General features: G+C 72.2%; 22 protein-coding genes. 11 read left to right on the top strand and 11 right to left on the bottom strand.

Annotated features, from left to right (window positions below; genetic code table 11):
- Positions 1-57: 57 nt before the first annotated feature.
- Together rsgA and aroA are read right to left on the bottom strand one after the other, a co-directional pair.
- Positions 58-1,098: a ribosome small subunit-dependent GTPase A gene (rsgA, locus tag ACFVTH_RS18305; RefSeq protein WP_386937380.1), complete on the bottom strand. Its 1,041-nt coding sequence runs from the start codon at positions 1,096-1,098 to the stop codon at positions 58-60.
- Positions 1,095-2,462, bottom strand: coding sequence for a 3-phosphoshikimate 1-carboxyvinyltransferase (gene aroA / locus ACFVTH_RS18300; RefSeq protein WP_387094083.1), 1,368 nt, complete (start codon positions 2,460-2,462; stop codon positions 1,095-1,097). The genes rsgA and aroA overlap by 4 nt, the downstream gene beginning before the upstream one ends.
- A gap of 135 nt (positions 2,463-2,597) precedes the next feature.
- Here aroA and ACFVTH_RS18295 point away from each other — a divergent pair, with 135 nt between their 5' ends.
- From ACFVTH_RS18295 to ACFVTH_RS18285, 3 genes are all read left to right on the top strand, one after another.
- Positions 2,598-3,245: a sigma-70 family RNA polymerase sigma factor gene (locus ACFVTH_RS18295; protein WP_387094240.1), complete on the top strand. Its 648-nt coding sequence runs from the start codon at positions 2,598-2,600 to the stop codon at positions 3,243-3,245.
- The gene (locus tag ACFVTH_RS18290) at positions 3,242-3,493 is read left to right on the top strand and encodes a zf-HC2 domain-containing protein (protein ID WP_387094080.1); all 252 of its coding nucleotides are present in this window, start codon (positions 3,242-3,244) and stop codon (positions 3,491-3,493) included. The genes ACFVTH_RS18295 and ACFVTH_RS18290 overlap by 4 nt, the downstream gene beginning before the upstream one ends.
- Positions 3,494-3,565: 72 nt before the next feature.
- Positions 3,566-5,806: an MMPL family transporter gene (locus ACFVTH_RS18285; RefSeq protein WP_387094077.1), complete on the top strand. Its 2,241-nt coding sequence runs from the start codon at positions 3,566-3,568 to the stop codon at positions 5,804-5,806.
- 141 nt (positions 5,807-5,947) lie between these two features.
- Here ACFVTH_RS18285 and ACFVTH_RS18280 read toward each other — a convergent pair whose 3' ends face one another.
- The gene (locus ACFVTH_RS18280; protein ID WP_387094074.1) at positions 5,948-9,718 is read right to left on the bottom strand and encodes a multifunctional oxoglutarate decarboxylase/oxoglutarate dehydrogenase thiamine pyrophosphate-binding subunit/dihydrolipoyllysine-residue succinyltransferase subunit; all 3,771 of its coding nucleotides are present in this window, start codon (positions 9,716-9,718) and stop codon (positions 5,948-5,950) included.
- Positions 9,719-9,863: 145 nt separating this feature from the next.
- Here ACFVTH_RS18280 and ACFVTH_RS18275 point away from each other — a divergent pair, with 145 nt between their 5' ends.
- The 4 genes from ACFVTH_RS18275 to ACFVTH_RS18260 all read left to right on the top strand — a co-directional run bounded on the left by ACFVTH_RS18275 (position 9,864) and on the right by ACFVTH_RS18260 (position 14,349).
- On the top strand, positions 9,864-11,303 hold the full coding sequence (locus ACFVTH_RS18275) for a GuaB1 family IMP dehydrogenase-related protein (protein WP_387094071.1): 1,440 nt from the start codon (positions 9,864-9,866) through the stop codon (positions 11,301-11,303).
- A 115-nt stretch (positions 11,304-11,418) separates the two neighbouring features.
- Positions 11,419-12,753 carry a hemolysin family protein gene (locus ACFVTH_RS18270; RefSeq protein WP_387094064.1) on the top strand — a complete coding sequence of 445 codons (1,335 nt, stop codon included), beginning with the start codon at positions 11,419-11,421 and terminating at the stop codon, positions 12,751-12,753.
- A gap of 55 nt (positions 12,754-12,808) precedes the next feature.
- On the top strand, positions 12,809-13,846 hold the full coding sequence (locus ACFVTH_RS18265; protein WP_387094061.1) for a hemolysin family protein: 1,038 nt from the start codon (positions 12,809-12,811) through the stop codon (positions 13,844-13,846).
- Between the two features lie 74 nt (positions 13,847-13,920).
- Positions 13,921-14,349 (top strand): VOC family protein, encoded by a 429-nt coding sequence (locus tag ACFVTH_RS18260; protein WP_387094058.1) that lies wholly within the window; start codon positions 13,921-13,923, stop codon positions 14,347-14,349.
- Positions 14,350-14,365: 16 nt separating this feature from the next.
- Here ACFVTH_RS18260 and ACFVTH_RS18255 read toward each other — a convergent pair whose 3' ends face one another.
- Positions 14,366-15,481: an NADH:flavin oxidoreductase/NADH oxidase gene (locus tag ACFVTH_RS18255; RefSeq protein ID WP_387094055.1), complete on the bottom strand. Its 1,116-nt coding sequence runs from the start codon at positions 15,479-15,481 to the stop codon at positions 14,366-14,368.
- Positions 15,478-16,110 (bottom strand): HAD family hydrolase, encoded by a 633-nt coding sequence (locus ACFVTH_RS18250; RefSeq protein WP_387094052.1) that lies wholly within the window; start codon positions 16,108-16,110, stop codon positions 15,478-15,480. The genes ACFVTH_RS18255 and ACFVTH_RS18250 overlap by 4 nt, the downstream gene beginning before the upstream one ends.
- Before the next feature lie 23 nt (positions 16,111-16,133).
- On the opposite strand from ACFVTH_RS18250, the gene ACFVTH_RS18245 reads away from it, so the two are divergent.
- Positions 16,134-16,982: an NAD(P)H-hydrate dehydratase gene (locus ACFVTH_RS18245; RefSeq protein ID WP_387094049.1), complete on the top strand. Its 849-nt coding sequence runs from the start codon at positions 16,134-16,136 to the stop codon at positions 16,980-16,982.
- A 28-nt stretch (positions 16,983-17,010) separates the two neighbouring features.
- Here the strand turns inward: ACFVTH_RS18245 and ACFVTH_RS18240 are convergent, their stop codons facing one another.
- The 3 genes from ACFVTH_RS18240 to ACFVTH_RS18230 are packed head-to-tail and all read right to left on the bottom strand — an operon-like array spanning position 17,011 to position 19,551.
- Positions 17,011-17,760, bottom strand: coding sequence for an amino acid ABC transporter ATP-binding protein (locus ACFVTH_RS18240; protein ID WP_387094046.1), 750 nt, complete (start codon positions 17,758-17,760; stop codon positions 17,011-17,013).
- Complete coding sequence (locus tag ACFVTH_RS18235) at positions 17,757-18,635, bottom strand: amino acid ABC transporter permease (RefSeq protein WP_387094043.1); 879 nt, start codon at positions 18,633-18,635, stop codon at positions 17,757-17,759. Before ACFVTH_RS18235 ends, ACFVTH_RS18240 begins: the two co-directional genes overlap by 4 nt.
- A gap of 58 nt (positions 18,636-18,693) precedes the next feature.
- Positions 18,694-19,551: a transporter substrate-binding domain-containing protein gene (locus ACFVTH_RS18230; RefSeq protein ID WP_387094040.1), complete on the bottom strand. Its 858-nt coding sequence runs from the start codon at positions 19,549-19,551 to the stop codon at positions 18,694-18,696.
- 96 nt (positions 19,552-19,647) lie between these two features.
- Here ACFVTH_RS18230 and ACFVTH_RS18225 point away from each other — a divergent pair, with 96 nt between their 5' ends.
- The 3 genes from ACFVTH_RS18225 (at position 19,648) to ACFVTH_RS18215 (ending at position 22,631) form a co-directional block, all read left to right on the top strand.
- Complete coding sequence (locus tag ACFVTH_RS18225; protein ID WP_387094037.1) at positions 19,648-20,907, top strand: glycosyltransferase 87 family protein; 1,260 nt, start codon at positions 19,648-19,650, stop codon at positions 20,905-20,907.
- 34 nt (positions 20,908-20,941) lie between these two features.
- Complete coding sequence (locus ACFVTH_RS18220; RefSeq protein WP_387094035.1) at positions 20,942-21,268, top strand: MTH1187 family thiamine-binding protein; 327 nt, start codon at positions 20,942-20,944, stop codon at positions 21,266-21,268.
- A 91-nt stretch (positions 21,269-21,359) separates the two neighbouring features.
- Positions 21,360-22,631, top strand: coding sequence for an MFS transporter (locus tag ACFVTH_RS18215; protein ID WP_387094032.1), 1,272 nt, complete (start codon positions 21,360-21,362; stop codon positions 22,629-22,631).
- An 89-nt stretch (positions 22,632-22,720) separates the two neighbouring features.
- Here ACFVTH_RS18215 and ACFVTH_RS18210 read toward each other — a convergent pair whose 3' ends face one another.
- From ACFVTH_RS18210 to ACFVTH_RS18200, 3 genes are read right to left on the bottom strand one after another with little or no spacing between them, the layout of a single operon-like run.
- The gene (locus ACFVTH_RS18210; protein ID WP_386941898.1) at positions 22,721-23,371 is read right to left on the bottom strand and encodes a response regulator; all 651 of its coding nucleotides are present in this window, start codon (positions 23,369-23,371) and stop codon (positions 22,721-22,723) included.
- Entirely contained in the window at positions 23,372-24,631 is a 1,260-nt protein-coding gene (locus ACFVTH_RS18205; RefSeq protein ID WP_387094029.1) for a hypothetical protein, read from the bottom strand.
- Positions 24,628-25,785 carry a sensor histidine kinase gene (locus ACFVTH_RS18200; RefSeq protein WP_387094026.1) on the bottom strand — a complete coding sequence of 386 codons (1,158 nt, stop codon included), beginning with the start codon at positions 25,783-25,785 and terminating at the stop codon, positions 24,628-24,630. Before ACFVTH_RS18200 ends, ACFVTH_RS18205 begins: the two co-directional genes overlap by 4 nt.
- Between the last annotated feature and the right edge of the window lie 86 nt (positions 25,786-25,871).

Genomic DNA, 25,871 nt, shown 5'->3' with positions numbered 1-25,871 from the left:
TGCTCGCGCCCGGCACGCGCTCGGGCTCGGGCGAGCGGCCCCGTGGGCCGGCGACGATCAGGCGAAGGTCGCGAGCAGGCGCTGGAGCGAGTCGAGGCGCGCCCGCCCGGTCTCGCCGAGCTCGCCCGCGTCGACGGCCTCGATGATCGCGCAGTCGGGCGAGTCGGGCAGGTGCGTGCAGCCGCGGGGGCAGTCCTCCGCGATGCGGGCGAGGTCGGTGAACGCGCCGAGGATGTTCGCGGGGTCGACGTGTCCGAGGCCGAACGAGCGCACGCCAGGGGTGTCGATGACCCAGCCCGTTCGGCCGTCGTGGTCGATGCGAAGCGACACCGTCGACGAGGAGGTGTGCCGACCGCGGCCGGTCACGACGTTGACGTGCCCGGTCGCCCGGTGGGCGCTCGGCACGAGGGCGTTGACGAGCGTCGACTTGCCGACGCCCGAATGGCCGACGAAGACCGTGCGGTGCCCGACGAGCGCCTCGGTGATCTCGGCGAGCGGCATCTCGTCGCTGCGCGAGCGGAAGACCGGCAGCTCGAGGCCGGGGAAGTTGCGGAGGAACTCGTCGGGGTCGGCGAGGTCGGTCTTCGTCATGCAGAGCAGCGGCCGGATGCCGGCGTCGTACGCCGCGACGAGGTAGCGGTCGATGAGGCGCACGCGCGGCTCGGGGTTCGCCGCGGCGACGACGATGAGCATCTGGTCGGCGTTCGCCACGATGACGCGCTCGACCTCGTCGGTGTCGTCGGCGCTGCGGCGGAGGAGCGTGGTGCGCTCCTGCACCCGCACGATGCGGGCGAGGGTGCCCGCATCGCCCGAGACGTCGCCCACGAGGTCGACCCGGTCGCCCGTCACGACCGACTTGCGACGCAGCTCGCTCGCCCTGGCCGCCGTCAGCTCGCGCTCGTCGGCACCGCCCTCGTCGACGAGCACCGAGTAGCGGCCGCGGTCGACGCCGAGCACGGTGCCGGTCACGGCGTCGGCGTGCTCGGGGCGGGTCTTCGTGCGCGGGCGCGAGCCGCGCCGGTTGGGGCGCACCCTGACGGCGGACTCGTCGAACTCGGGCTCGTCGTCCTCGTCGTCGTCGGTGCTCCACCAGGTCATGCGAGCAGCCGCTCCCAGAGCGCGGTGAACTGCGGCAGCGTCTTGCCGGTCGAGGCGATATCGTCGACGACGACGCCCTCCACCGCGAGCCCGATGATCGCGCCGCTCGTCGCCATGCGATGGTCGGCGTAGGCCCGCCACGGGCCGCCGCGGAGTTGCGCGGGCTCGATGCGGAGCCCGTCGGGCAGCTCGGTGACGCGGCCGCCGAGCCCGTTGAGCTCGGTCGCGAGGGCGGCGAGCCGGTCGGTCTCGTGGTGGCGGATGTGCCCGATGCCCGTGATCGTCGACGGCTCGTCGGCGAGGGCCGCGAGGGCGACGAGGTTGGGGGCGAGCTCGCCGGCCTCCGAGAGGTCGAGCTCCACGCCCCGGATGCCGCGGCTGCCCTCTGACGGCGTCGGCGCGTGCACGGTGAGCCGGTCGCCGTCGAGCTCGACCCGGGCGCCGAAGCGGGGGAGCAGCTCGGCCAGCTGCGCGCCGACCTGCGTGGTGGCCTCGGGCCAGCCGACGATCGTGACCGAGCCGCCGGCGACGAGTGCGGCGACGAGGAACGGCGCCGCGTTCGAGAGATCGGGCTCGAGCTCGACGTCGATCGCGCGGATCGGCCCGGGGGCGACGACCCAGCGGCCCGTCTCGGGCGTCGCGACCTCGACGCCGCGGGCGGCGAGGGTCTCGATCGTCATCTCGATATGGGGCAGGCTCGGCAGCCGCTCGCCGACGTGCCGGAGGTCGAGGCCCTGCTCGAAGCGCGGAGCCGACAGCAGCAGGCCCGAGACGAACTGGCTCGAGGCGGAGGCGTCGATCTCGAGTGCGCCGCCAGCGACCCGGCCGGTGCCGTGCACGGTGAACGGCAGGGTGCCCCGGCGATCGTCGTCGAGGTCGACGCCGAGCCCCTTGAGGCCCTCGATGACGCCCGACATCGGGCGGTTGCGGGCGTACTCGTCGCCGTCGAAGGTCGTCGGTCCGAGGGCGAGGGCGGCCACCGCCGGCATGAAGCGCATGACGGTGCCGGCGAGGCCGCAGTCGATCGTCGTGGAGCCGAGCAGCTCGTCGGCGGGGGTGACCCGCAGGTCGTCGCCGAACTCGCCCCGGCCGGGCAGTCGCTCGAACCGGGTGCCGAGGGCGCGCAGCGCCTCGACCATCAGCTCGCTGTCGCGCGACCAGAGCGGGGCGCGGAGCATCGACGGCCCGTCGGCGAGGGCGGCGAGCACGAGCTCGCGATTGGTCAGCGATTTCGACCCCGGAAGCGACACGACCGCGGACAGCGGCGACGTCGCGAGCGGCGCGCGCCACCCGGCATCCGTCTCGGTCGTTCTGTTGTCGCCGTACGGATCGAACTCGGGCTCGGAATACCTCGAAATCTGCATCGGTTATCAACAGTAGCGTCAGGGACGCGGAAGGAGATGGTGCGGATGTCGCTTGCAGTCCTCGAACGACCGATCGAGCTGCCCGGTGCCGGGCGCGGGGTCGTCGCCGGAGCCGACGATCTAAGCTTGACGGTGATGACTGCCGACGAGATCGACCAGGCGCCGACCGAAGCCGAGACCCCCGACGAGGCCCGGCCTCTCGGCGAACTCTTCGAGGAGCAGGCGCTGCCCTTCCTCGACCAGCTCTACGCCGCCGCGCTCCGCATGACGAAGAACCCGGCCGACGCGCAGGACCTCGTGCAGGAGACGTTCGTGAAGGCGTTCGCGGCGTTCGGGCAGTTCACGCAGGGCACCAACCTCAAGGCGTGGCTGTACCGCATCCTCACGAACACCTTCATCAACAGCTACCGCAAGAAGCAGCGCGAGCCGTACCAGGGCACGATCGACGACCTGGAGGACTGGCAGCTCGGCGGCGCCGAGTCGACGACCGCCCGGTCGAGCCGCTCGGCCGAGGCCGAGGCGATCGACCACCTGCCCGACAGCGCCGTGAAGGACGCGCTGCAGGCGCTCCCCGAGGACTTCCGGCTCGCCGTGTACTTCGCCGACGTCGAGGGCTTCTCCTACCAGGAGATCGCCGACATGATGAACACCCCCATCGGGACCGTGATGAGCCGTCTGCACCGTGGCCGGCGTCTGCTTCGCGAGTCCCTCGCCGACTACGCCCGCGAACAGGGGTTCGCCGCGGCCGAGAAGGCGCCGAAACCCGCAAGGAGCAAGAAATGACGGACTGCGGCTGCGAGAAGGCGAGAGCCGAGCTCGAGGAGTACCTGCACAACGAGCTGCAGGCCGTCGACGCCTCCGATATCCGCGAGCACGTCGAGAACTGCGCCGACTGCCAGGCGGAGCTCCGCGTCGGCGTCGCGATCACTGAGGTCGTGCAGCGGGCCTGCCGCGAGAGCGCGCCCGAGCAGCTGCGCGTGCAGGTGCTCGCGCAGATCCGCCTCTACCAGTCGACCCACACCGTCGCCTGATCGGGCCCGCGCCGACCGACTCAATCGTTCGTTCGATGCGCGGCCGCCGGCGACGCCCGTAACGTCGGCTGTGTGATCGACACTCCTGCCCCGAAGCGCCCACGCGTCCCGACGTGGCTCCGCGTGCTCATTCCCGCGGTCCTCATCCTCATCTGGTTCGGCGCCTTCGGCGCGGGCGGTGCCGCGTTCGGCTCGCTGAGCGACGTCTCGACCAACGACCAGGCGCAGTTCCTGCCGGCCTCGGCCGAGGCGACGGAGGTCGCCGAGCTCGCGGAGGAGTTCCGCGACGGCGAGGCGATCCCGGCGATCGTGGTCGTCGCGAGCGACGACGGGACGGAGCTCGACCGGGCGCAGCTCGACGCGGCCGACGAGCTCCGCACGGCGCTCATCGACGTCGACGGGGTGCTCGGCGACGAGTCGTCGCCCGTGATCCCCTCCGACGACGGCGAGGCCGTCGAGGTGGTGCTGCCGATCGACACCTCGGAGGGCGCCGCGCCGCCGGCCGACGTCGTCGCCGAGATGCGCACCGTCCTCGACGAGCACGCCGTCGACGGGACGACGTCGGCCGTCACGGGGCCGGCCGGCTTCACCGCCGACCTCAGCGCCGCCTTCGCGGGCATCGACGGCCTCCTGCTCGCGGTCGCGCTCGCCGCGGTGTTCCTCATCCTCATCGTCGTGTACCGCTCACCGCTGTTGCCGATCATCGTGCTCTTCACGAGCATGTCGGCCCTCTGCGCCTCGGTGTTCACGGTCGTCGCCCTGGCCCGCGCCGACATCCTGCTGCTCTCGGGGCAGACGCAGGGCATCCTCTTCATCCTCGTGATCGGCGCCGCGACCGACTACGCGCTGCTCTACATCTCGCGGTACCGCGAGACGCTCGCCCGCTACGAACGGCGATGGGATGCCACGTGGGCGGCCCTGCGCGGTTCGTGGGAGCCGATCGTGGCCTCGGGCGGCACGGTGATCGTCGCCCTCCTCATCCTGCTCGCGAGCGAGCTGACCTCGAACAAGATCCTGGGACCGGTCGCGGCGATCGGCATCGTCTTCGCCCTGCTCTCGGCGCTCACCCTGCTGCCGGCGCTCCTGCTCTGGGCCGGACGCGCGGCGTTCTGGCCGCGCCGCATCGCCCACCGGGGCGATGATGCCGAGCCCGCGCACGGCGCGCACGCGGCCGGGGTGCTGCACGAGGCGTCCGCGCCCGATGAGCACGACCTGCCCGACCGCGGCCTCTGGGCGGGCATCGGCCGGCTCGTCTCGCGGCGCCCCCGCATCGTCTGGATCGTCTCGGTGCTCGCGCTCGCGGGCATGTCGCTCGGTCTCGCCCAGCTCGACGCCGACGGGGTGCCGTCGAGCGAGTTCGTGCTCGGCGAGTCGCAGGCCCGCGACGGCCAGGCGCTGCTCGGCGAGCACTTCCCGGCCGGCTCGGGCACGCCGGCGCTCATCGTCGGCCCCGAGGACGAACTGCAGCAGATGGCCGACACGGCCCTCGCGATCGACGGCGTCGACTCGCTCGCCGTGGTCTCGGCCGACTCGCCCGCCGGCACCGCCCCGGTGACGGCCGACGGCGTGCAGGCCTTCGGCCCGCCCGGGACTCCCGCACCCGAGCCGACGGTCGTCGACGGCAACGTGATGCTGCAGGCCACGCTCGCCGACCCCTCGGACTCGATGGCCGCGGAGGCCACCGTCTCGGAGCTCCGCACGGCCCTCGACGAGGTCGGCACCGACGTGCTCGTCGGCGGGCAGACCGCGGTCGCGCTCGACACGAACGACGCGGCGATCGCCGACCGGAACCTCGTGATCCCCCTCGTACTCGCCGCCATCCTCCTGATCCTGATGCTGCTGCTGCGCTCGATCATCGCCCCGCTCATCCTCATCGGCAGCGTGGTGATCTCGTTCGCGGCGGCCCTCGGGGTCTCGGCGCTCGTCTTCGAGCACGTGTTCGGGTTCCCCGGTGCCGACCCCTCGGTGCCGTTGTTCGGCTTCGTGTTCCTCGTCGCGCTCGGCGTCGACTACAATATCTTCCTGATGACGCGCGTGCGCGAGGAGTCGTTGCAGTTCGGCACCCGGCCCGGCATCATCCGCGGACTCCGGCTCACGGGCGGGGTGATCACCTCGGCAGGGCTCGTGCTCGCGGCGACCTTCGCGGCGCTCGGCGTGCTGCCGATCCTGTTCCTCGTGCAGATCTCGTTCATCGTGGCGTTCGGCGTGCTGCTCGACACGTTCCTGGTGCGCACGCTGCTCGTGCCCGCGCTCGCGTACGACCTCGGCCGGGTCATCTGGTGGCCGAGCAGGCTGTCGCGCAGGCCCAAGTAGGAACGGCGGTGCGCGGCGCCCCACGGGCGCCCCGCACGGGCAGGTGGTCGCGGGCTCGGCTCGCCCCGCCGCCCGCGAACGACGAAGCGAGCGGATGCCACGTGGCATCCGCTCGCTTCGTATCGCTGTGCTCGGGCTCGCCTAGAGCGTCGTCGCGCGGCGCACCAGCTCGGCCTGCTCGGTGGCGTGGCGCTTCGCCGAGCCGGTCGCGGGCGACGCCGCGGCCTGGCGGGCGACGACCGTGACCTCGCGCGGGCCCAGCTTGTTCGTCTCGATGATGAAGTACGGCCAGGCGCCCTGATTCTCGGGCTCGTCCTGGGCCCACATCAGCTCGGCCTCGGGGTACGAGTCGGCCACGGCCTTGAGCTCGCCCGCGGGCAGCGGGTAGAGCTGCTCGAGGCGCACGACCGCGATCTCGGTGTTCTGCTGCTTGTCGAGCTCGGCGATCAGGTCGTAGTAGATCTTGCCCGAGACGAACACCACGCGCTTGATCGCCGACTTGTCGGTGATGCGGGGGTCGTCGAGCACGGGCTCGAAGCGTCCCTCGGTGAAGTCGGCGACCTCGCTCGTCGCTCCGCGCAGGCGCAGCATCGCCTTCGGCGTGAACACCACGAGCGGGCGACGGGGCCGTGCGTAGGCCTGACGACGCAGCAGGTGGAAGTACGACGCCGGCGTCGAGGGACGCGCGACCGTCATGTTGTTCTCGGCGCAGAGCTGCAGGTAGCGCTCGATGCGGGCGCTCGAGTGGTCGGGGCCCTGGCCTTCGTAGCCGTGGGGGAGCAGCAGCACGACGCTCGAGCGCTGGCCCCACTTCTGCTCGGCCGAGGAGATGAACTCGTCGATGATGGTCTGGGCGCCGTTGGCGAAGTCGCCGAACTGGGCCTCCCACATGACGAGCGCGTCGGCGCGTTCGACCGAGTAGCCGTACTCGAAGCCCATCGCCGCGTACTCGCTGAGGAGCGAGTCGTAGATCCAGAACTTCGCCTGGTTCTCCGACAGGTTCTGCAGCGGCAGCCACTCCTGGCCGTTCGCGCGGTCGTGCAGCACCGCGTGGCGCTGCACGAAGGTGCCGCGGCGCGCGTCCTGGCCGGCGAGCCGCACCGGGGTGCCCTCGACGAGCAGCGAGCCGAGCGCGAGCAGCTCGCCGAAGCCCCAGTCGATCTTGCCGTTGCGGCTCATGTCGAGTCGCTTGGTCAACAGCTGCTGGATCTTCGGGTGCACCGTGAAGCCGGCGGGCTTGTTGTTGAACGCGTCGCCGATGGCGTGCACGACCTCGACGCCGACGCCCGTCGTCTCGAGCTCGCCGGTGGGCTGCTCGGGCACCTGGGTCTGCTCGGTCGCGCCGATCACGGCGATCGCACCGGTCTGCACGGCGTGGGTCTCGGCGAAGGCGCGCTCGAGGCGGTCCTGGAAGTCGCGGTGCGCCTCTTCGTACTCGGCCTCGGTGATGTCGCCGCGACCGACGAGGGCCTCGGTGTAGAGCTTGCGCACGCTGCGCTTCTGCTCGATGAGGTTGTACATGAGCGGCTGCGTCATCGAGGGGTCGTCGCCCTCGTTGTGGCCGCGTCGGCGGTAGCAGACGAGGTCGATCACGACGTCGCGCTTGAACTCCTGGCGGTAGCGGAACGCGAGCTCCGCCACGCGGACGACGGCCTCGGGGTCGTCGCCGTTCACGTGGAAGATCGGCGCCTGGATCGTCTTCGCGACATCGGTCGAGTAGATCGAGGAGCGGGCGTCGCCCGGCACCGTCGTGAAGCCGACCTGGTTGTTGATGTTCACGTGGATCGTGCCGCCCGTGCGGTACGCGCGCAGCTGCGACATCTGCATCGTCTCGACGACGATGCCCTGGCCGGCCATCGCGGCGTCGCCGTGCACGAGGATCGGCAGCGTCGAGAAGGTACCGATCGGCTTGCGGTCCTGCTTCGCGCGGACGATGCCCTCGAGCACGCCGTCGACGGCCTCGAGGTGCGAGGGGTTCGCCGCGAGCGAGACGGGAACCTGGTGGCCGTCGTCGGCGGTGAAGGTGCCCTCGGTGCCGAGGTGGTACTTCACGTCGCCGGAGCCCTGCCCGGCCGTGGCGCCCTCGAACTCGCGGAACACCTGGCCGTAGGTCTTGCCGGCGATGTTCGTGAGCACGTTGAGGCGGCCGCGGTGCGCCATGCCGATGGCGACCTCGTCGAGGCCCTCCTTCGCGGCGCCCTGGAGGATCTCGTCGAGGAGGGCGATGACGGACTCGCCGCCCTCGAGGCTGAAGCGCTTCTGCCCGACGTACTTCGTCTGCAGGAAGGTCTCGAACGCCTCGGCCTCGTTGAGCTTGCCGAGGATGCGCATCTGCTCGTCGTGGGTCGGCTTCTCGTAGGGGCGCTCGACCTCGTTCTGGATCCACTGGCGCTGCACCGGGTCCTGGATGTGCATGTACTCGATGCCGATGGTGCGGCAGTAGGAGTCGCGGAGCACGCCGAGGATGTCGCGGAGGAGCGCGGTGCGCTTGTTGCCGAAGCCGCCCGTCACGAACTCGCGGTCGAGGTCCCAGAAGGTGAGGCCGTGGCTCGCGATGTCGAGATCGGGGTGCGAGCGCTGCACGTACTCGAGCGGGTCGGTGTCGGCCATCATGTGGCCGCGCACGCGGAAGGAGTTGATGAGCTCCTGCACGCGCGCCGTCTTGTCGATCGCGCTGGCGATGTCGACGGCGATGTCGGGGGCCCAGCGGATCGGCTCGTACGGCAGGCGGAGGGCGGCGAAGATGCCCTCGTAGAAGCCGCGCTGGCCGATGAGGAGCTCGTGCACCTTCTTCAGGAACTCGCCCGAGCCGGCGCCCTGGATGACGCGGTGGTCGTAGGTCGAGGTCAGCGTGATCGTCTTGCCGATCGCGAGGTTCGCGAGGGTCTTGTCGCTCGCGCCCTGGAACTCGGCCGGGTACTCGAGGGCGCCGGCGCCGATGATGCAGCCCTGGCCCTTCATGAGGCGGGGAACCGAGTGCACGGTGCCGATGCCGCCCGGGTTCGTCAGCGAGATCGTCGCGCCCGAGAAGTCGTCGGCCTTGAGCTTGTTCTGGCGCGCCCGCGAGACGAGGTCTTCGTAGGCGGTCAGGTACTCGTTGAACGACATCGTCTCGGCGCGCTTGATCGCGGGCACGAGGAGGGCGCGGGTGCCGTCGGGCTTCGGGATGTCGATCGCGATGCCGAGGCCGATGTGCGCGGGCTTCACGAGGCTCGGCTTGCCGTCGACCTCGGAGTAGAACACGTTCTGGCTCGGGAACTCCTTCAGCGCCTGGATGAGCGCCCAGCCGATGAGGTGGGTGAAGCTGATCTTGCCGCCGCGGGTGCGCCGCAGGTGGTTGTTGATCACGATGCGGTTGTCGATCATGAGCTTCGCGGGCACGGTGCGCACGCTCGTCGCGGTCGGCACGGTGAGCGAGGCGTCCATGTTGGCCGCGAGGGCCTTGGGCATGCCCTTGAGCGGCACGACCTCGTCTTCGGCGGGGGCGTCGGCCACGACCGGCTGCGGGCTCGTCATGGGCACGTCGGCCGGCACCGGCTGCGTGCGCGGGGCCACCGAGGTCGTGCGCGCGGCCGGGGTCTGGCCGATCACGGGCACCGGCGCGGTCGCGGGGGAGGCGGGCGCGGCCGCGTCGGCGGCGGGAGCCCCCTGCGGGGGAGCCGCGGGCGCCTCGGCCGGCGCCGGGGCGGCCGGCGCGGCGGCGTCGCCCTGCGGGGCGGTGCCGTTCGTCGGGGCCGATGCGCCCTGCTCGCTCTGCGCGCGGCGCCGCTCGAGCACCGGCCTCCAGGTCTGGTCGACCGAGTCGGGATCGGCGAGGAACTTCTCGTACATCTCGTCGACGAGCCACTCGTTGGCTCCGTATTCGCCCGACGCCGTTTCGTCGGATCCCGCTCCGGTCAATTGGCTCGACACAGCCGCTCGCCCACTCTCTCCGTTGATGCTGGATTCTCGGAGATCGACCCGGCCGCGAACGCGTCGTGGCCGATCACCCACACAAGCCTAAACCCCGCGCGAGGCGGCTCGTGCACGTCGCAGGGGCGCGGCCTACGCTGAGGGCATGGAGTTCTACCGGACGGCCCCGACCCACGACCTGACCTACTCCGACGTGTTCCTCGTTCCGAGCCGCTCGGGCGTGACGAGCCGGCTCGACGTGTCGCTCGCCCCCGACGACGGCTCGGGGGCATCCGTGCCGATCGTCTCGGCCAACATGAACTCGATCACCGGGCCGCGGCTCGCCGCGACGCTCGCCCGGCGCGGCGGCATCGGCGTGCTCCCGCAGGACCTCCATCTCCAGGACCTGGCCGAGTCGATCCGCTCGGTGAAGTCCCAGTCGCCCCGCTTCGACACCCCGCACGACTTCCACCCCGACGCGACGGTCGCCGACGCGCTCGAGTCGCTGCCGCCCTTCGAGGGCCACGGCATCGTGCTGCACGACACGGCAGGGCGCTACGTCGGATGCCTCGCCGCGACGCGGCTCGCGAGCGCACTGCCCGACGCGCGACTCGGCGACCTCGTGCACGGCGGGATCGCCTCGCTCGACGCCGACGACGTCGACAGCCCCCGGCGCGCGTTCGACCTCATGGTCGAGGCGGAGCTCGACTTCGCCCCGGTGCTCGAGCACGGTCGCGTCGTCGGCACCCTGAGCCGTCGGAGCGCGCTGCGCGGCACGATCTACGAGCCGAACGTCGACCGCGAGGGCCGGCTGCGCGTCGCGGCCGCGGTCGGGATCAACGGCGACGTGGCGGCGAAGGCGCGCGCGCTCGCGTCGGCGGGCGTGGACATGCTCGTCCTCGACACGGCGCACGGGCACCAGGAGGGCATGATCCGTGCGGTGTCGACGGTGCGCGACCTCGACCTCGGCATCCCGATCGTCGCGGGCAACATCGTCACCGCCGCGGCGGTCGCCGACCTCGTCGAGGCCGGTGCCGACGTGTTGAAGGTCGGCGTCGGACCCGGCGCGATGTGCACGACGCGCATGATGACGGCCGTCGGGCGCCCGCAGTTCTCCGCCGTGCTCGAGACGGCGGAGGCCGCGCGCGAGCTCGGCGCCCGGGTCTGGGCCGACGGCGGCGTGCGCTATCCCCGCGACGTGGCGCTCGCGCTCGCGGCCGGCGCCGCCTCGGTGATGATCGGGTCGTGGTTCGCGGGCACGGTCGAGGCGCCGGGCACCCTGCGGCGCGACGCATCCGGCCGCCTCTTCAAGGAGAGCTGGGGGATGGCCTCGACGAAGGCCGTGCGCGAGCGCTTCGACCGCCTCTCGCCGTACGAGCTCGCCCGCAAGGAGCTGTTCGCCGAGGGCATCTCGTCGTCGTCGATCTACCTCGACCCGCTGCGACCGTCGCTCGAGGACCTGCTCGACATGATCACCTCTGGGGTGCGCAGCTCGTTCACCTACGCGGGCGCGCGCACGCTCGCGGAGTTCCGCGAGCGCGCGCTCGTGGGCATCCAGTCGGCGGCCGGCTACGAGGAGGGAAAGGCGCTGCCGGTCAGCTGGTGACCCGCACGGCGATCGCACCGGTCGCCCGCATATACTTGAACGACCATGGATGATCCTCCCTCTGCGAAGAACCCCGGCCATAGACCCTCGCCCGTGACCGTTCGGGGAGGCAGCGTTGTCTGAGTGGATACTGCTCGGCTTCGGACTCCTCCTCACGATCGGCACGGGCTTGTTCGTTGCGAGCGAGTTCGCGCTCGTCAATCTCGACCGCGCCGATCTCGAGGCGCGTCGCGAGCGGGGTGAGACCCGCCTCGGCATGACGATCGCCGCGCTGAAGATCACCTCGACCCACCTCTCGAGCGCGCAGCTCGGCATCACGCTGACGACGCTCCTCACCGGCTACACGATGGAGCCGGCGATCTCGTCGCTCCTCGCGGAGCCGCTGGCCGCGATCGGTGTTCCGGCCGCGCTCGTGCGTCCCGTCGGCGCCACGACGGCGATCGTCGTCGCGACCCTGCTCTCGATGATCATCGGCGAGCTGGTGCCGAAGAACTTCGCGCTCGCGCTGCCGCTCGCGACCGCGAAGCTCGTCATCCCGTTCCAGACGGCCTTCACCTGGGTGTTCCGGCCGGCGATCGGCCTGCTGAACGGCAGCGCCAACGCCATCCTCCGCGCGTTCGGCATCGAGCCGAAGGAGGAGCTCTCCGGCGCGCGCTCCGCCGAGGAGCTCTCCTCGCTCGTGCGCCGCTCGGCCAGCGCGGGCCTGCTCGAGAAGGACACCGCGACCCTCCTCGGCCGCACGCTGCGCTTCTCCGACCACGACGCCTCCGACGTCATGACCCCGCGCCCGCGGGTCGCTGCGGTGCAGCGGCTCGAACCGGCCGAGGCCGTGCTCGAGCTCGCGCGCCAGACCGGCTTCTCGAGGTTCCCCGTCTACGACGAGAACCTCGACGACGTCGTGGGCGTCGTGCACGTGAAGCAGGCCGTCGCCGTCCCGCGCGAGCGTCGGGCCGAGGTGCCCGCGTCGGCGCTCCAGTCCGACGCCCTGCGCGTCCCCGAGACGATCAAGCTCGACGCACTGCTCGGCGAGCTCCGCGGCCGCGGGTTCCAGATGGCGGTCGTCGTCGACGAGTACGGCGGCACCGCCGGGGTCGCGACCCTCGAAGACCTGGTGGAGGAGCTCGTGGGCGAGGTCGCCGACGAGCACGACCGCACGCGCGCGGGCATCGTGCGCCGCGGCGACAACGTGAGCTTCCCCGGCATACTGCGACCCGACGAGCTCGTCGAACGCACCGGCATCCGCGTGCCCGAGAACGGCGACTACGAGACGGTCGCCGGCTACGTGATGGCCGAGCTCGGGCGGCTGCCCGTCGTCGGCGACGAGGTCGCGATCGACGAGGGCACCCTCAGCGTGCAGCGACTCGACGGCCGCCGCATCGACCGGCTGCGCTTCGTCCCGAGACCCGTTCCGGCCGACGAGGCCGCCGATGACGAGGAGGCGGGCCGATGAGGGCAGTGAAGCACGGTCCGGCAGCCTGGGTCGCCGATGACGAGGAGGCGGGCCGATGAGCGACTGGGCCGGCATCGCCTGGCTGTTCGTGCTGCTCGCGGCGAACGCCTTCTTCGTGGGCGCCGAGTTCGCCGTCATCTCGGCGCGGCGCTCGCAGATCGAGCCGCTCGCCGAGCAGGGCAAGCGCAGCGCCAAGACGGCGCTCTGGGCGATGGAGCACGCGACGCTCATGCTCGCGACGAGCCAGCTCGGCATCACGGTGTGCTCGCTGCTCATCCTGAACGTCTCCGAGCCGGCGATCCATCACCTGCTGGAGGTGCCGCTGCACCTCACCGGCTGGTCGGAGGAGGTCGTCTCGACGGTCGCGTTCATCGTGACCCTCGTGCTCGTGTCGTACCTGCACGTCGTCTTCGGCGAGATGGTGCCGAAGAACCTCTCGTTCTCGGTGCCCGACCGGGCGGTGCTGCTGCTCGCGCCGCCGCTCGTGTTCGTCGCGCGCGTCTTCAAGCCGATCATCGTCGCGCTGAACGCGACGGCGAACGGCGTGCTGCGCCTGTTCGGCGTCGAGCCGAAGAACGAGGCCACCTCGACGTACACCCTCGAGGAGGTGCAGACGATCGTGCACCAGTCGCGCCGTGAGGGCGTGCTCGACGACGCGAGCGGCACGCTCACGGCGGCGTTCGAGTTCACGACGAAGCGGGTGAAGGATGTCGCGGTGCCCATGTCCGGCCTCGTGAGCCTGCCTCCCGGGGCGACCCCGGGCGACGTCGAGCGGGCCGTCGCCCGTCGCGGCTTCTCGCGCTACCCGATCCTCGGGGAGGACGGCGAGCCCGACGGCTACGTGCACCTGAAGGACGTGATCGACCTCGACGACGACGAGTTCGACGACCCGATCCCCGCGAAGCGGGTGCGGCGACTCGTCTCGATCTTCGACGGCACCGACCTCGAGGATGCGCTCGCCACGATGCGCCGCCTCGGCACGCACGTCGCGCGCACCTTCGAGGAGGACGGCTCGACGAGCGGGGTGATCTTCCTGGAGGACATCATCGAGGAACTCGTCGGCGAGGTGCAGGACGCGACCCGTCGCGGTTAGTCGCGAATGGGGGAGGGCGGCCGCGGGGTCGGCGGCGTAGAATACTGCCGACCCGAGGAACACGAGGAATCATCATGTTCGAGAAGCTCATGGCGTGCGCCGTCCTCCCCGCCGCCGACATCGACCGGGCACGCAACTGGTGGCACGACGTGCTCGGTCGCGACCCGGTGTACGAGGAGACCGAGGGCGGGATGCTGTTCTACGACGTCGGCGGAGTGGGGGTCATGGTCTACCGCACCGACTACGCCGGCACGGCGCAGAACACCGCGTTCAACTTCTTCACCGACGACCTCGACCGCGACATGACGGCCCTCCGCACGCACGGCGTCGTGTTCCACGACTACGACCTGCCGGGGCTCACGACGGTCGACGGCGTGGCCGAGCTCGGCGACGAGCGCAGCGCCTGGTTCAGCGACAGCGAGGGCAACATCTTCGCGATCGGGCAGATGTCGCCCGAGTCGGCGGAACGCATGGCGAAGATGCGGTCGGGCTCGATGGGCTAGCGCCGACCGGTCGTCGTCACCACTCGCCGTCGTTGTGCTCGGGCCTCGCCCGCAGGTACTGCGGGGGCCACATCGAGGTGCCCGCGTCGAGCTCGTGCGCGGCCCGCATCGCGAAGTGCGGGTCGCGCATCATCGCCTTGCCGAACATGACGGCGTCGGCGCGGCCCTCGGCGACGAGCCGCTCGGCGTGACGGGCGTCGGTGATGCGTCCGACGGCCGAGACCGCGGCCTCGGTGTGCTCGCCGACGTACTCGGCGAAGTGCGCCTGGTACCCCGGCGCGACCGGGATGTCGGCCGCGGCGACGAGTCCGCCCGTCGAGATGTCGAAGAAGTCGGCGCCCGCGTCCTTGGCCCACGCGACCACGACGGAGGTCTGGTCCTCGTCCCAGCCGCCGGGCACCCAGTCGGTCGCCGAGAACCGCACGAACAGCGGCATCTCCTCGCCGATCTCGGCGCGCACCGCACGCACGATCTCGAGGAGGAGCCGGGCCCGGTTCTCGAGGCTTCCGCCCCAGCGGTCGTCGCGCAGGTTCGACAGCGGAGAGAGGAACTGGTGCACGAGGTACCCGTGCGCGGCGTGGACCTCGACGAGGTCGAACCCGGCCTCGACCGCGCGTCGGGCCGCCGACCGGAAGTCGTCGATCACGCGGGCGATGCCGGCCTCGTCGAGCGCCAGCGGCTCCCGGTAGCCGTCGAACGCGACGGCCGAGGCCGACACGGTCGGCCAGCCGCCCTCGTCGAGCGGTTGCGAGCCCCGTCGTCGCATCGGCTCGGGCCAGACCGAGGCCTTGCGCCCGGCGTGCGCGAGCTGGATGCCGGAGGCGGCGCCCTGCGACCGGATGAAGCGGGTGATCCGCGACCACGCCTCGGCCTGCGCGTCGTTCCAGAGCCCCGTGTCGTGATCGGAGATGCGGCCCTCGGGGCTGACCGCCGTCGCCTCGGCGACCACGAGCCCGGCGCCGCCCGCGGCCATCGCGCCGAGGTGCACGAGGTGCCAGTCGTGCGGCACCCCGTCGCGCGCCGTGACCGAGTACTGGCAGAGCGGCGGCACCCAGACGCGGTTGCGGATCTCGAGCCCGCGGACCGTGATCGGGCGGAAGAGCGCGGGGCCTGCGGACCCGGGCGCGCTCACGCGAGGCTCCGGAGCCAGCGCTCGAGCGCCGGGGCATCCGTGAAGACGTGCCCGTCGCCGCCGACCGCGCGGGCGCCCTCGACGTTCTCGGACCGGTTGTCGACGAAGAGGAGCTGCGCCGGCTCGATCGCCAGCGCGCCGATGACGTGCTCGTAGATCGCGACCTCGGGCTTCACGAGCTCGAGCTCGCCGCTGACGAACACCCGGTCGAAGAGCGGCGCGAACGAACCGTGGCGGAGCCAGCCCGAGAAGTCGGCGCCGGCGTTCGAGAGGAGCGCGATCCGCGTGCCGCCGTCGACCAGGGCGTGCAGCACCGCGAGGGTGCCGGGATCGACCGACAGCCAGCTGCGGTGGTCGATCGCCCACAGCTCGTGCACGTCGAGCGAGCCCCACGTCGCCCCGGTGTCGTGGGCGACCGCCTGCCAGTAGCGGGCGATCGAGGTCGTCCCGCGGTCGAGGCCCTCTCGATGCGCCCAGTACGCGCCCCAGAACTCGTCGGCCGGCACGCCGGCGCGGGCGAGGAGCGCGGCCCGATCGGCCTCGCTCGGCTCGCGGGAGATCACCTCGCCGTAGTCGAAGACGACGACCGAGGGCGAGAGGCTGATCGGGGGGAGGGCTGTCGGAGTCATCCTGCTCAACCTATCGTTGGTATATGGGCGAACCGTGGCAGGAATGGACCGCCGACGAGGCGGCCGGCTGGGTGAGGGCCCCCGGCGCGGGCGACGACAAGTACACGCGGGGCGTGCTCGGTGTGATCACCGGCTCGCCCGACTACCCCGGGGCGGCGGTGCTCGGGGTCGAGGCCGCGACCCGCGCCGGCGTCGGCATGGTCCGCTACACCGGGCCGCGCGGCGTGCGCGCCGCCGTGCTGCTGCGCCGGCCCGAGACCGTCACGGTCTCGGGGCGCGTGCAGGCCTGGCTCATCGGCTCGGGCATCGACCCGGGCCGGCGTTCGTTCATGCTGCAGGGCGACCTGCAGCACGCACTCGCCTCCCGCCTGCCCGTCGTGCTCGATGCCGGAGCGCTCGACCTCGTCGGCACCCACACCGCGCCCACCGTGATCACCCCGCACGCGCGCGAGCTCGCGAACCTGCTCGTCACCCGCGAGGTCGACGTGACCCTCGCCGAGGTGCGGGCCGACCCGGCCGGGTGGGCCGACCGGGCCGCGCGCGAGCTCGGCGTCGCGGTGCTGCTGAAGGGGGCGGTGACCTACGTCGCCGATCCCGACGGCGACCGTTACAGGGTCACCGCGCCGACGCATTGGCTCGCGAGCGCCGGCACCGGCGACGTGCTCGGCGGCGTCCTCGGCGCGCTCGTCGCGACCCATCACCAGGAGCTCGCGGTGAACGCCGAGGCGCTGACGAAGCTCGCCGCCACCGCCGCGTGGATCCACGGGGAGGCCGCGCGTCGCGCGAGCGCCGCGGTCGACGGCGGGCCCGTCGCCGCGCTCGACATCGCCGCGACGGTGCCGCAGGTGATCGGCGGGCTGCTGCAGCGCTGAGGCTCGGCGCCGGGCCCGGAGGCGGTGCTCAGCCGTCGAGGAAGCGCGACAGGAACTCGCGCGTCCGCCGCTCGCGCGGCGATGCGAAGAACTCGGCGGCCGGCGCCTGCTCGAGGATGCGACCGCCGTCGAGCAGGACGACGCGGTCGGCGACGTCGCGCGCGAAGGCCATCTCGTGGGTCGCCATCACGATCGTCGTGCCGCGCTCGGCGAGCGAGCGGACGAGCTCGAGCACCTCGCCGACGAGGGCGGGGTCGAGCGCGCTCGTCACCTCGTCGAGGAGCAGCAGTTCGGGGTCGCCCGCGATCGCCCGCACGATCGCGGCCCGCTGCTGCTGGCCGCCCGAGAGCCGGTCGGGGAACGCGTCCGCGAACTCGGCGAGGCCCACCGAGTCGAGCAGCTCCCGGCCTCGGCGCTCGGCCTCGCGCCGGGGCCTCCGGTGCACGAGACGGGAGGCGAGCGTCACGTTGTCGAGCACGCTGAGGTGCGGGAAGAGGTTGTAGTGCTGGAACACGACGCCGATGCGCGCGCGCACCGCGTCGGCGTCGACGCGGGGATCGCTGATGTCGTCGCCGCGCAGCATGATGACGCCGTCGTCGATCGGCTCCAGGAGGTTGATGGAGCGCAGCAGGGTCGACTTGCCCGAGCCGCTCGCGCCGATGAGCGCCACGACCTCGTGCGCGTCCACCTCGAGGTCGATGCCGTCGAGCACGACCGTGTCGCCGAAGGCGCGCCGGATGCCGCGGAGGCGGAGGAGGGGTTCGGTCGTCGCGGTCATACGATGCTGCCGATCTGCTCGCGCTCCCGCATGCGCGCGGTCACCCAGTCGGTGAGCCGGATCATCGGCCAGGCGAGCAGCACGAACAGCAGGCCCGCGACGACGTACGGGGTGAAGTTGAAGTAGTGGGCGGTCTCGATCTGGGCCGCGCGCACGGCGTCGACCGCGCCGAGCACCGAGATGAGCCCGACGTCCTTCTGCATCGCGACGAAGTCGTTCATGAGGGCCGGGGTCACCTTGCGCATCGCCTGCGGCAGGACGACGCGCCGCATGGTCTGGCCGTGGCTCAGGCCGAGCGACCGCGCGGCGAGGCGCTGCGAGGGATGCACCGCCTCGATGCCGGCCCGGAACACCTCCGAGACGTACGCCGAGTAGGTCAGGATGAGGGCGATCGTTCCCCAGAACGCCACGGGCAGCGGCGGGAAGAAGTCGAGGCCGGGGATGCCGTAGCCCACGAGGTAGAGCACGATGAGCAGCGGGACCCCGCGGAACAGGTCGGTGTAGCCGGCCGCGAGCGCCCGCAGCGGGAAGAACACCGGGCCGCGGAGCGTGCGGAGCGTCGCGAGCACCAGGGCGAAGACCAGCACGCCGATGCTCGCCGCGACGAGCACCTGGACGTTCAGCCAGAGGCCCTCGAGGATGCGGGGGAGCGACGCGATCGCGACCTCGGGGTCGAAGAACGACTGCTGCACTGCAGCCCAGCCCGGCGAGCCGATGAGGGCCCAGCCGAGCAGCGCGGCGAAGACGACGGTCGAGCCCGCGCTGATCAGCACCGAGCGCCGGGTCTGCCGCCGCCGGAACGCGCGTCGGTCGAGTTCGAGCGCACTCGGCCGCCACGCGGTCGCGTCGGCGTCGTCGGGGCGCGTCGTGGTCACGACGACCACGCTCGCGGCAGCACGGGGATGCCTCGGCGCCCCGCGGTCGGCCGGAGGATCACTCGAGGACCGGTGCCGCGCCCTCGCCGCCGAGCCACTCCTCCGCGAGGGCGTCGAGGGTGCCGTCGGCCCGGAGCGCGTCGACCGCGGCGGTCACCTCGGCGGTGAGCGGCGAGTCCTTCGCGAGCACGAAGCCGAACTCGTCGCCGCCGGCCGAGGTCTCGGGCAGCTGCCCGATGATCTCGCCGCCGTCGAGCTCTGCGCCGGTCAGGTAGAACGCGGTCGGCAGGTCGACGACGATGGCGTCGACGGTGCCGTTCTGCAGCGCGAGCTTCGCGTCGTCGTTCGTGTTGAAGACGCTCGCACCGGCGGTCGGCTCGATGATCTCCTCGACGGCGTCGAGGCTCGTCGTGCCGGTCTGCGCGCCGACGTTGAGCTCCTTCAGCTCGGCGATCGACGTGGCGCCCGAGGCGGGAGAGCCGGTGACCGTGATGACGACCTGGGTCGTTGCGTAGTACGGCGACGAGAAGTCGACGTTCGCCGCGCGCTCCTCGGTGATCGAGAACTGCTGGAGGTTGAGGTCGAACGCCTTCGGGCCCGGCGCGATGGCCTGGTCGAAGGTCGTGCGCACCCAGACGACGTCGTCGTCGTCGTAGCCGAGCTGCTCGGCGACGGCGTAGGCCACGGCCGCCTCGAAGCCCTCGCCGTTCTCGGGGGCGTCGTCGACCACCCACGGGAAGTAGGCGGGCTCGCCCGTGCCGATCGTGAGCTTGCCCGCCGTGACGTGGCCGTCGCCCGCCGCCGGTGCTCCGTCGTCGCCCGAGCCGGCGGAGGCGCAGCCCGCGAGCGCGAGCGCCGACGACGCGACCAGGGCGAATGCGGCGAGCGTGCGTCGGGTGTTCGTGCGTCGAGTCATGGTGGCCTCCCGGGGTCCGTCGTCGTCCAGCATCCCCGATCCCGCCCACGCGGCGGGTGCGCGTGGCGGAATATGACGCTCGGCTAGGCTCGACGCGTGACCGGGGGAGGCGAGCGCGAGACATCCGCTGCCCGAGTCCGACGTGCCCTCGCCGGCCGCGGCGCCCTCTGGACGGCCTTCGCCGCCGTGCACCTGCTGCTGGCCTGGCTGAACCTCTCGGCCCCGGGCTACCCGATGGGCGACGTCACGGGCGTCTATCGGCTCTGGGCCGAGAACGCCTCGCACGGCTGGCTGCGCATGGGCATCGACGCGCCCTGGGTCTACCCGATCCTCGCGTTCGCGCCGATGGCGGCGGCGCTCGCGTTCGGCGAGGCGTACATGGCCCAGTCATGGCTCGCCATCGTCATCCTCCTCGACGCCATCGCCTTCTCGATCCTGCTCGGCCGCGCGGCGCTCTCCCGTCCGCGACGGGCGGCGGCGTGGTGGTGGCTCGGGTTCCTCGCCCTCCTCGGGCCGATCGCGCTCGGCCGGATCGACGCGGTGACCGTGCCGTTCGCGATCGCCGGGCTCCTGTGGGCCGGCGGCCGGCCCCGGGTCGCGGCGACGCTGCTGACGATCGGGGCGTGGATCAAGGTGTGGCCGGCCGCGCTCGTGGCCGCGCTCGTCGTCGTCTCGCGCCGGCGCGGCGAGGTCGTGACGATCGCGCTCTCGCTGAGCGCCGCGATCATCGGCGTCAGCCTGCTCGCCGGTGCCGGCACGAACGCGTTCGGCTTCATCGCCGAGCAGACCGGTCGCGGGCTCCAGATCGAGGCTCCCGCCGCGGTGTTCTGGCTCTGGCGGATCGTCGCCGGCGCGCAGGACGTCTCGATCGAGTACTCGCGGGACATCCTCACCTTCCAGATCGTCGGACCGGGGGCCGACGTCGCAGCCGCGCTCACGACGCCCCTCATGCTCGTCGCGGCGCTCGTCGTCGCCGGGCTCGGCGCACGGGCGGTCCGTCGCGGTGCGCGATTCGTCGTGCTCATGGCCCCGCTCTCGCTCGCCTTCGTCGTCGTGCTGATGCTCGCCAACAAGGTCGGCTCGCCCCAGTTCGCCACCTGGCTCGCGGCACCCGTCATCCTCGGGCTCGTGCTGCGACCGGCGCGCTTCGCCGCACCCGCGCTGCTCGCCGCCGCGGTCGCGCTGCTCACGCAGATCATCTACCCCTACTGGTACGGGTGGCTCCTCATCGCCGACCCGGCGTTCGTGTTCCTGCTCACGATGAAGGTCGCGCTGCTCGTCGCCCTGCTCGTCTGGTCGCTCGTCGTCGTGTGGCAGGCTGGCAGCAGGCGGGATGCCGCGCTCACGACGAGCTGAGCGACCGATCGATCGCACCCGCCGGGGAGGCAGCATGCTGGTGGCGTTCTCCGTCGCGCCGAGCGGCACGGGCCGCGCCGACGGCTCAGTGCACGACGCCGTCGCCGCGGCGGTCAGGATCGTCCGCGAATCGGGGCTGCCGAACCGCACGACCTCGATGTTCACCGAGATCGAGGGCGAGTGGGACGAGGTGTTCGACGTCGTGCGTCGCGCGACCGAGGCCGTCGGCGAGTACGGCTCCCGGGTCTCGCTCGTGCTGAAGGCCGACCTCCGTCCGGGCTACTCGGGCGAGCTCGACGCGAAGATCGATCGGCTCGAGACCGCGATCGACGCGGCCGACGCAGCCGACGCGCGGGGCTGAGGCGATCGGGCGGCGACGTCGGGGATGCGTCGTCCGCGTCGTCGTCGACGGCGGGCTCGAATCGATTCGATTTCTGTGAGAGAATCGCTCGGTGACCCACGCCCCCGACGAACCGACGACCCTGTCGCCGGCACGCACCCGCTTCGCGCTGCTCGCGCTCGCCCTGGGCGGATTCGGCATCGGATCGACCGAGTTCGTCGCCATGGGGCTCCTGCCGAACATCGCGGCCGACCTGCTGCCCGGCACCTACGCGGCCTCGCCCGACGCGGCGAACGCGACCGCCGGATGGATCATCTCGGCCTATGCGCTCGGCGTGGTCGTCGGCGCGCCGACGATCGCGGCGGTGGCCGCACGCTGGCCGCGCCGGCGGCTCCTGCTCGCCCTCGTCGCCGCGTTCACCCTCGGCACCATCGCCTCGGCGCTGCTGCCGAGCTTCGAGCTCGTGCTCGTCGCCCGGTTCCTCTCCGCGCTGCCGCACGGCGCCTACTTCGGCATCGCCTCCCTCGTCGCGGCGAGCCTCATGGGCCCGGGCAAGCGCGCCCGCGGCGTCGCCCTCGTGCTCTCGGGTCTCACCATCGCCAACGTCATCGGCGTGCCCGCGATCACCTGGCTCGGGCAGGCGGCCGGCTGGCGCATCGCCTACCTCGCGGTCGCCGCGATCTTCGCGCTCACCTTCGTGGCCGTGCTCGCCGCGGTGCCCTGGCAGCCGGGCGACCCCGACGCCAGCGTCCGGCGCGAGCTCGGCGCGTTCACGCGGCCCCAGGTGTGGTTCGCGATCGCGATCGGCGCCATCGGCTTCGGCGGCTTCTTCGCGATGTACAGCTACATCGCGCCGCTCGCGACCGAGGTCACGGGCCTCGCGGCCGCTGCCGTGCCGCTCGTGCTCGTCTCGACCGGCCTCGGCATGACGGTCGGCAACCTCGTCGGCGGACGCCTGGCCGACTGGAGCGTGCGGCGCACGATGTACGGCGCCTTCGTCGCGCTCGCGCTCTCGCTCGCCCTGCTCGCGCTCACCGCGCAGTGGGCCGCGGGCCTCTTCGCCGGTGCGTTCCTCATCGGCGCGACCTCCTCGGCGCTCGCGCCGACCATCCAGACCCGCCTCATGGACGTCGCCCGCGACAGCCAATCGATCGCCGCGGCGCTGAACCACTCGGCCCTCAACGTCGGCAACAGCCTCGGCGCGCTGCTCGGCGGCACCGTGATCGCCGCCGGATTCGGCTACGTTGCGCCGATCTGGGTCGGCCTCGTGCTGACCATCGCCGGGATCGCGCTCGCGCTCGCGAGCTTCGCCCTCGACCGCTCGCGCCAGCGGCGCGGCCACGCGGTGCCGTACGCGACGGGAGCGACCCCCGCGATCGACTGAGCCTCGCGCAGCGCAGGCAGCGCAGGCGGCGCGCCGGCTCAGCAGAGCAACCGCCGGCGCGGCGCGCTCGGACCGTCCGTGCGCGAGCGTCAGTCGGACTGCAGCAGGATGCCGTCGGCGATCGCCCGCTTGCGCAGCGCCACCTTGGTGCCGACGTCGTAGCCGGCCGCGCGGTACTTCTCGCGGATGCGCTTGAGGTAGCTCTTCGCCGTCTCCTCCGAGATGCCCAGCTGGAACGCGACGGCCTTCACCGGCTGGCCGGCGCCGTACAGCGCCATCACGCGGCGCTCCTGGGCGGACAGCTTCGGCAGGGTGCCGTCGTCGAGCAGCGCCGCCTCGAGCTCGGGGGTCAGGTACGACTCGCCCTGGCGCGCCGACCGGATCGCCTCGATGATCGACTCGACGGGCTCGGACTTGATGAGGTACCCCATCGCGCCCGCGCTCAGCGCCTCGCGCACGACGGCCGGCTCGGAGTAGTTGCTCATGAGCATCGTCTGCACCTCGGCCGACTTCAGCATGGAGAGCTTCAGCGAGATCGGGATGTTGTCGCGCAGGTCGAGGTCGAGCAGCACCACGTCGACGGGGAAGTCGGGGTGGGCGAGCAGTTCGGACCACGAGGGGACGGCGGCGACGAGTTCGATCTCGGCGGAGGCACCGCGGAGCCACTCGGTCAGGGCGCCGAGCAGCATGCGGTGATCGTCGACGATCGCCAGGCGGATCGGTGGAGCGATGTCGGGCATTCAGCTTCCCCTCGGACGGGCCGACTCGTCGGCCGACGCACTCACCGGAACGGTCGGGTCCGTCCGGCATTCGATTTCGATGCGGAAGGAATCGGACCCCGCGACGACGTCGTGTGATCCGACACTACCGACAGCATCCCACGTCGCGGGGTCCAGACGTCGTCGGACGACGCCGGAGACCTCGATCACGAGACGCACCACGGGGGAATGGTGCTCGCCGTCGTCGTCGCCGTCGGGCGTGGAGACGACGACCTGGATCGGCTCGGGCTGGCCCTTGCGGCGCTCGCCGACGAGGAGCCACAGCGCGAGCAGCAGGTTGTCGCGCTGCTCCTGCGCGAGGAGGCCCGCCGAGCCTTCCGGGTCGTCGACGACGACCCGATCGTTCAGGTAGGCCGACTCCGTCACCGCGTGGCGGAGCCACGTGTCGGTGCGGCCGGCGATGAGGCGGAGTCGCAGCGCCGCGGCGAGGCGGCCGGCGCGCTCGGCATCGGCCGCGGGCAGCGGGATGGCGATGCGCCCCGAGCCGACATCGTCGAGCAGCGTCTCGGCATCGAAGTCGAGCTGCGCCAGTTCCTCCGAGGCGCGCATGCCGAACGCGGCACGCGGCGTCGAGACCGTGGACTGCACGATCGAGAGGTCGAGCTCGCGCCCGACGAGCCGGCGGAAGCCGCGGGTCGCGACCACGGCGAGGACGAGCGGGAGCACCGCCGAGGCGGCGACGGAGATGCCGGTCGCCGTGTAGGGCCCCGCCGACGAGGCCTGCAGGAGCGTCGCGATCAGGAGCACCGTGCCGATGGCGGAGGCGACGACGAGGGAGACGCGGGTGCCGCGGATCGCGGCCACGGGCATCAGCACGGCGCCCGTCGCCGCCGCGGCGGTCGGCGTGATGCCGAGGTGGAGCGACCCCCAGGTCGCCGAGACGTCGAGCCACACGGGAACGGCGAGCGCGGCGAGCAGCACTGCGTAGAGCACGTCGGGCAACGGCTGGGCGCGGGAGAAGATGCGCGAGACGACGCCCGCGGCGAGGATCGCGAGGACCGCGAGCCAGGCGCCCCACGGGCTCGCCCCGGGCGGGAAGACCGGCGCGAGCAGGATCGCGCGCGTCAGGTGCCACAGGATGATGATCGCCGCGGCGATCGTGATGCCGGTCGCCAGGCGTCGTCCGCCGTGGCGCTCGCGCACGTCGCCGACGGCGCGCGCGGTGCGCCTCGGGCGGCGGAAGCCCGGGAGCCCGCCCGTCTCGATCGTCCCGGTGCTCACGGCTTCGGCACCTCCAGCATCACCGTGGTGCCCGAGCCGGGCGAGGAGAAGATGCGCGCCCGCCCGCCGACGGTGTTCAGGCGGCCCACGACCGACTCGGCGTAGCCGAGGCGCGCGGCCCCGATCGACTCGGGCTCGAAGCCGTGCCCGGCGTCGGTCACCATCGCCCGCACCGTGCGGTCGTCGTCGCTGACCGTGACATCCGCCTCGTTGACGCCCGAGTGCCTGCGGACGTTCTCGAGGCACTCGCCGAGCGCGCCGAGCAGCGCGTCCAGGGTCTCTCGGGGCAGCGCGAGCTGCCCGACGCCGTGCCAGTTCACGTCGAGCCCCATCCGGGCGAAACGCTGCCTGACCGACTCGAAGGTGGTGCTGAGCATGTCGTCGTCGGAGTCGGGGGAGAAGATCGCGTTCGAGGCGTTGTCGAGCGGTGCGCCGAGGCGCAGCTGCTTGAGCAGGCGTGCGTCGTCGCCCGCCTGCTGGCGGAGCGCCGCGGAGCCGACTCCGACACCCGAGTGGGCGAGCAGGCTGAGCGTGGCGAGCACCGTGTCGTGCAGCACCCGCGCGTCCTGGCGCTGTCGCGACTCGAGCTCGCTCGCCAGGCGTTCGGCCTCGTGCGCGCGCCCGACCTCCTCGATGCGCTCGGCGGCTCCGGCGATGGCGTGATCGACGACGGTTCCGAGGGTGGCTCCGACGGCCCAGCCCGCGACGGTCGCGAGCACGACCGTCGTCATCGGGTGCCCGGCGAGGGCGATGAGGCCCACGGCGACGAGGAACAGTGCGGCGAGGCCGCCCACGAGCGGCACGCCGTCGCGCCGGACGACGAGCGTGATCGCGACGGAGGGCGCCGTGACCGCGGAGGCGAGCGAGATCGCGGCGATCGCGACCGGATCGATGACCGGGGCGCTGCCGAGGACGGCGACCGTGGCGAGCGCCGCCGCGACGACGCCGAGCGCGGCCATCACGTTTCCGTGCAGCGAGTGCACGACGACCAGCACGGCGGCGGCCAGCGACAGCAGCACGACGAGCGCGAACTCGAGCGTCGTCGACGCACCGGGGATGAACATGCATGCGAGCGTGCCGAGCGCACCGGTGAGTCCGGCGATGCGCGCGAGCCTGCGCAGCAGCCGGTCGCGCTCCTTGTGGATGCGCTTCATGTCACCCCCTCGGCGACGACGGTTCGCAGCTCGGGGCGTCCGTCACCTCGAACTGTAGTCGAGTCGCGCCCCGATCGGCGCGGATC

The organism is Agromyces sp. NPDC058104, assembly GCF_042884835.1.
In the GTDB taxonomy this organism is placed as follows: domain Bacteria; phylum Actinomycetota; class Actinomycetes; order Actinomycetales; family Microbacteriaceae; genus Agromyces.
The sequence above is the reverse complement of the archived record's forward strand: the minus strand, read 5'-3'. Positions and strand labels throughout refer to the sequence as shown.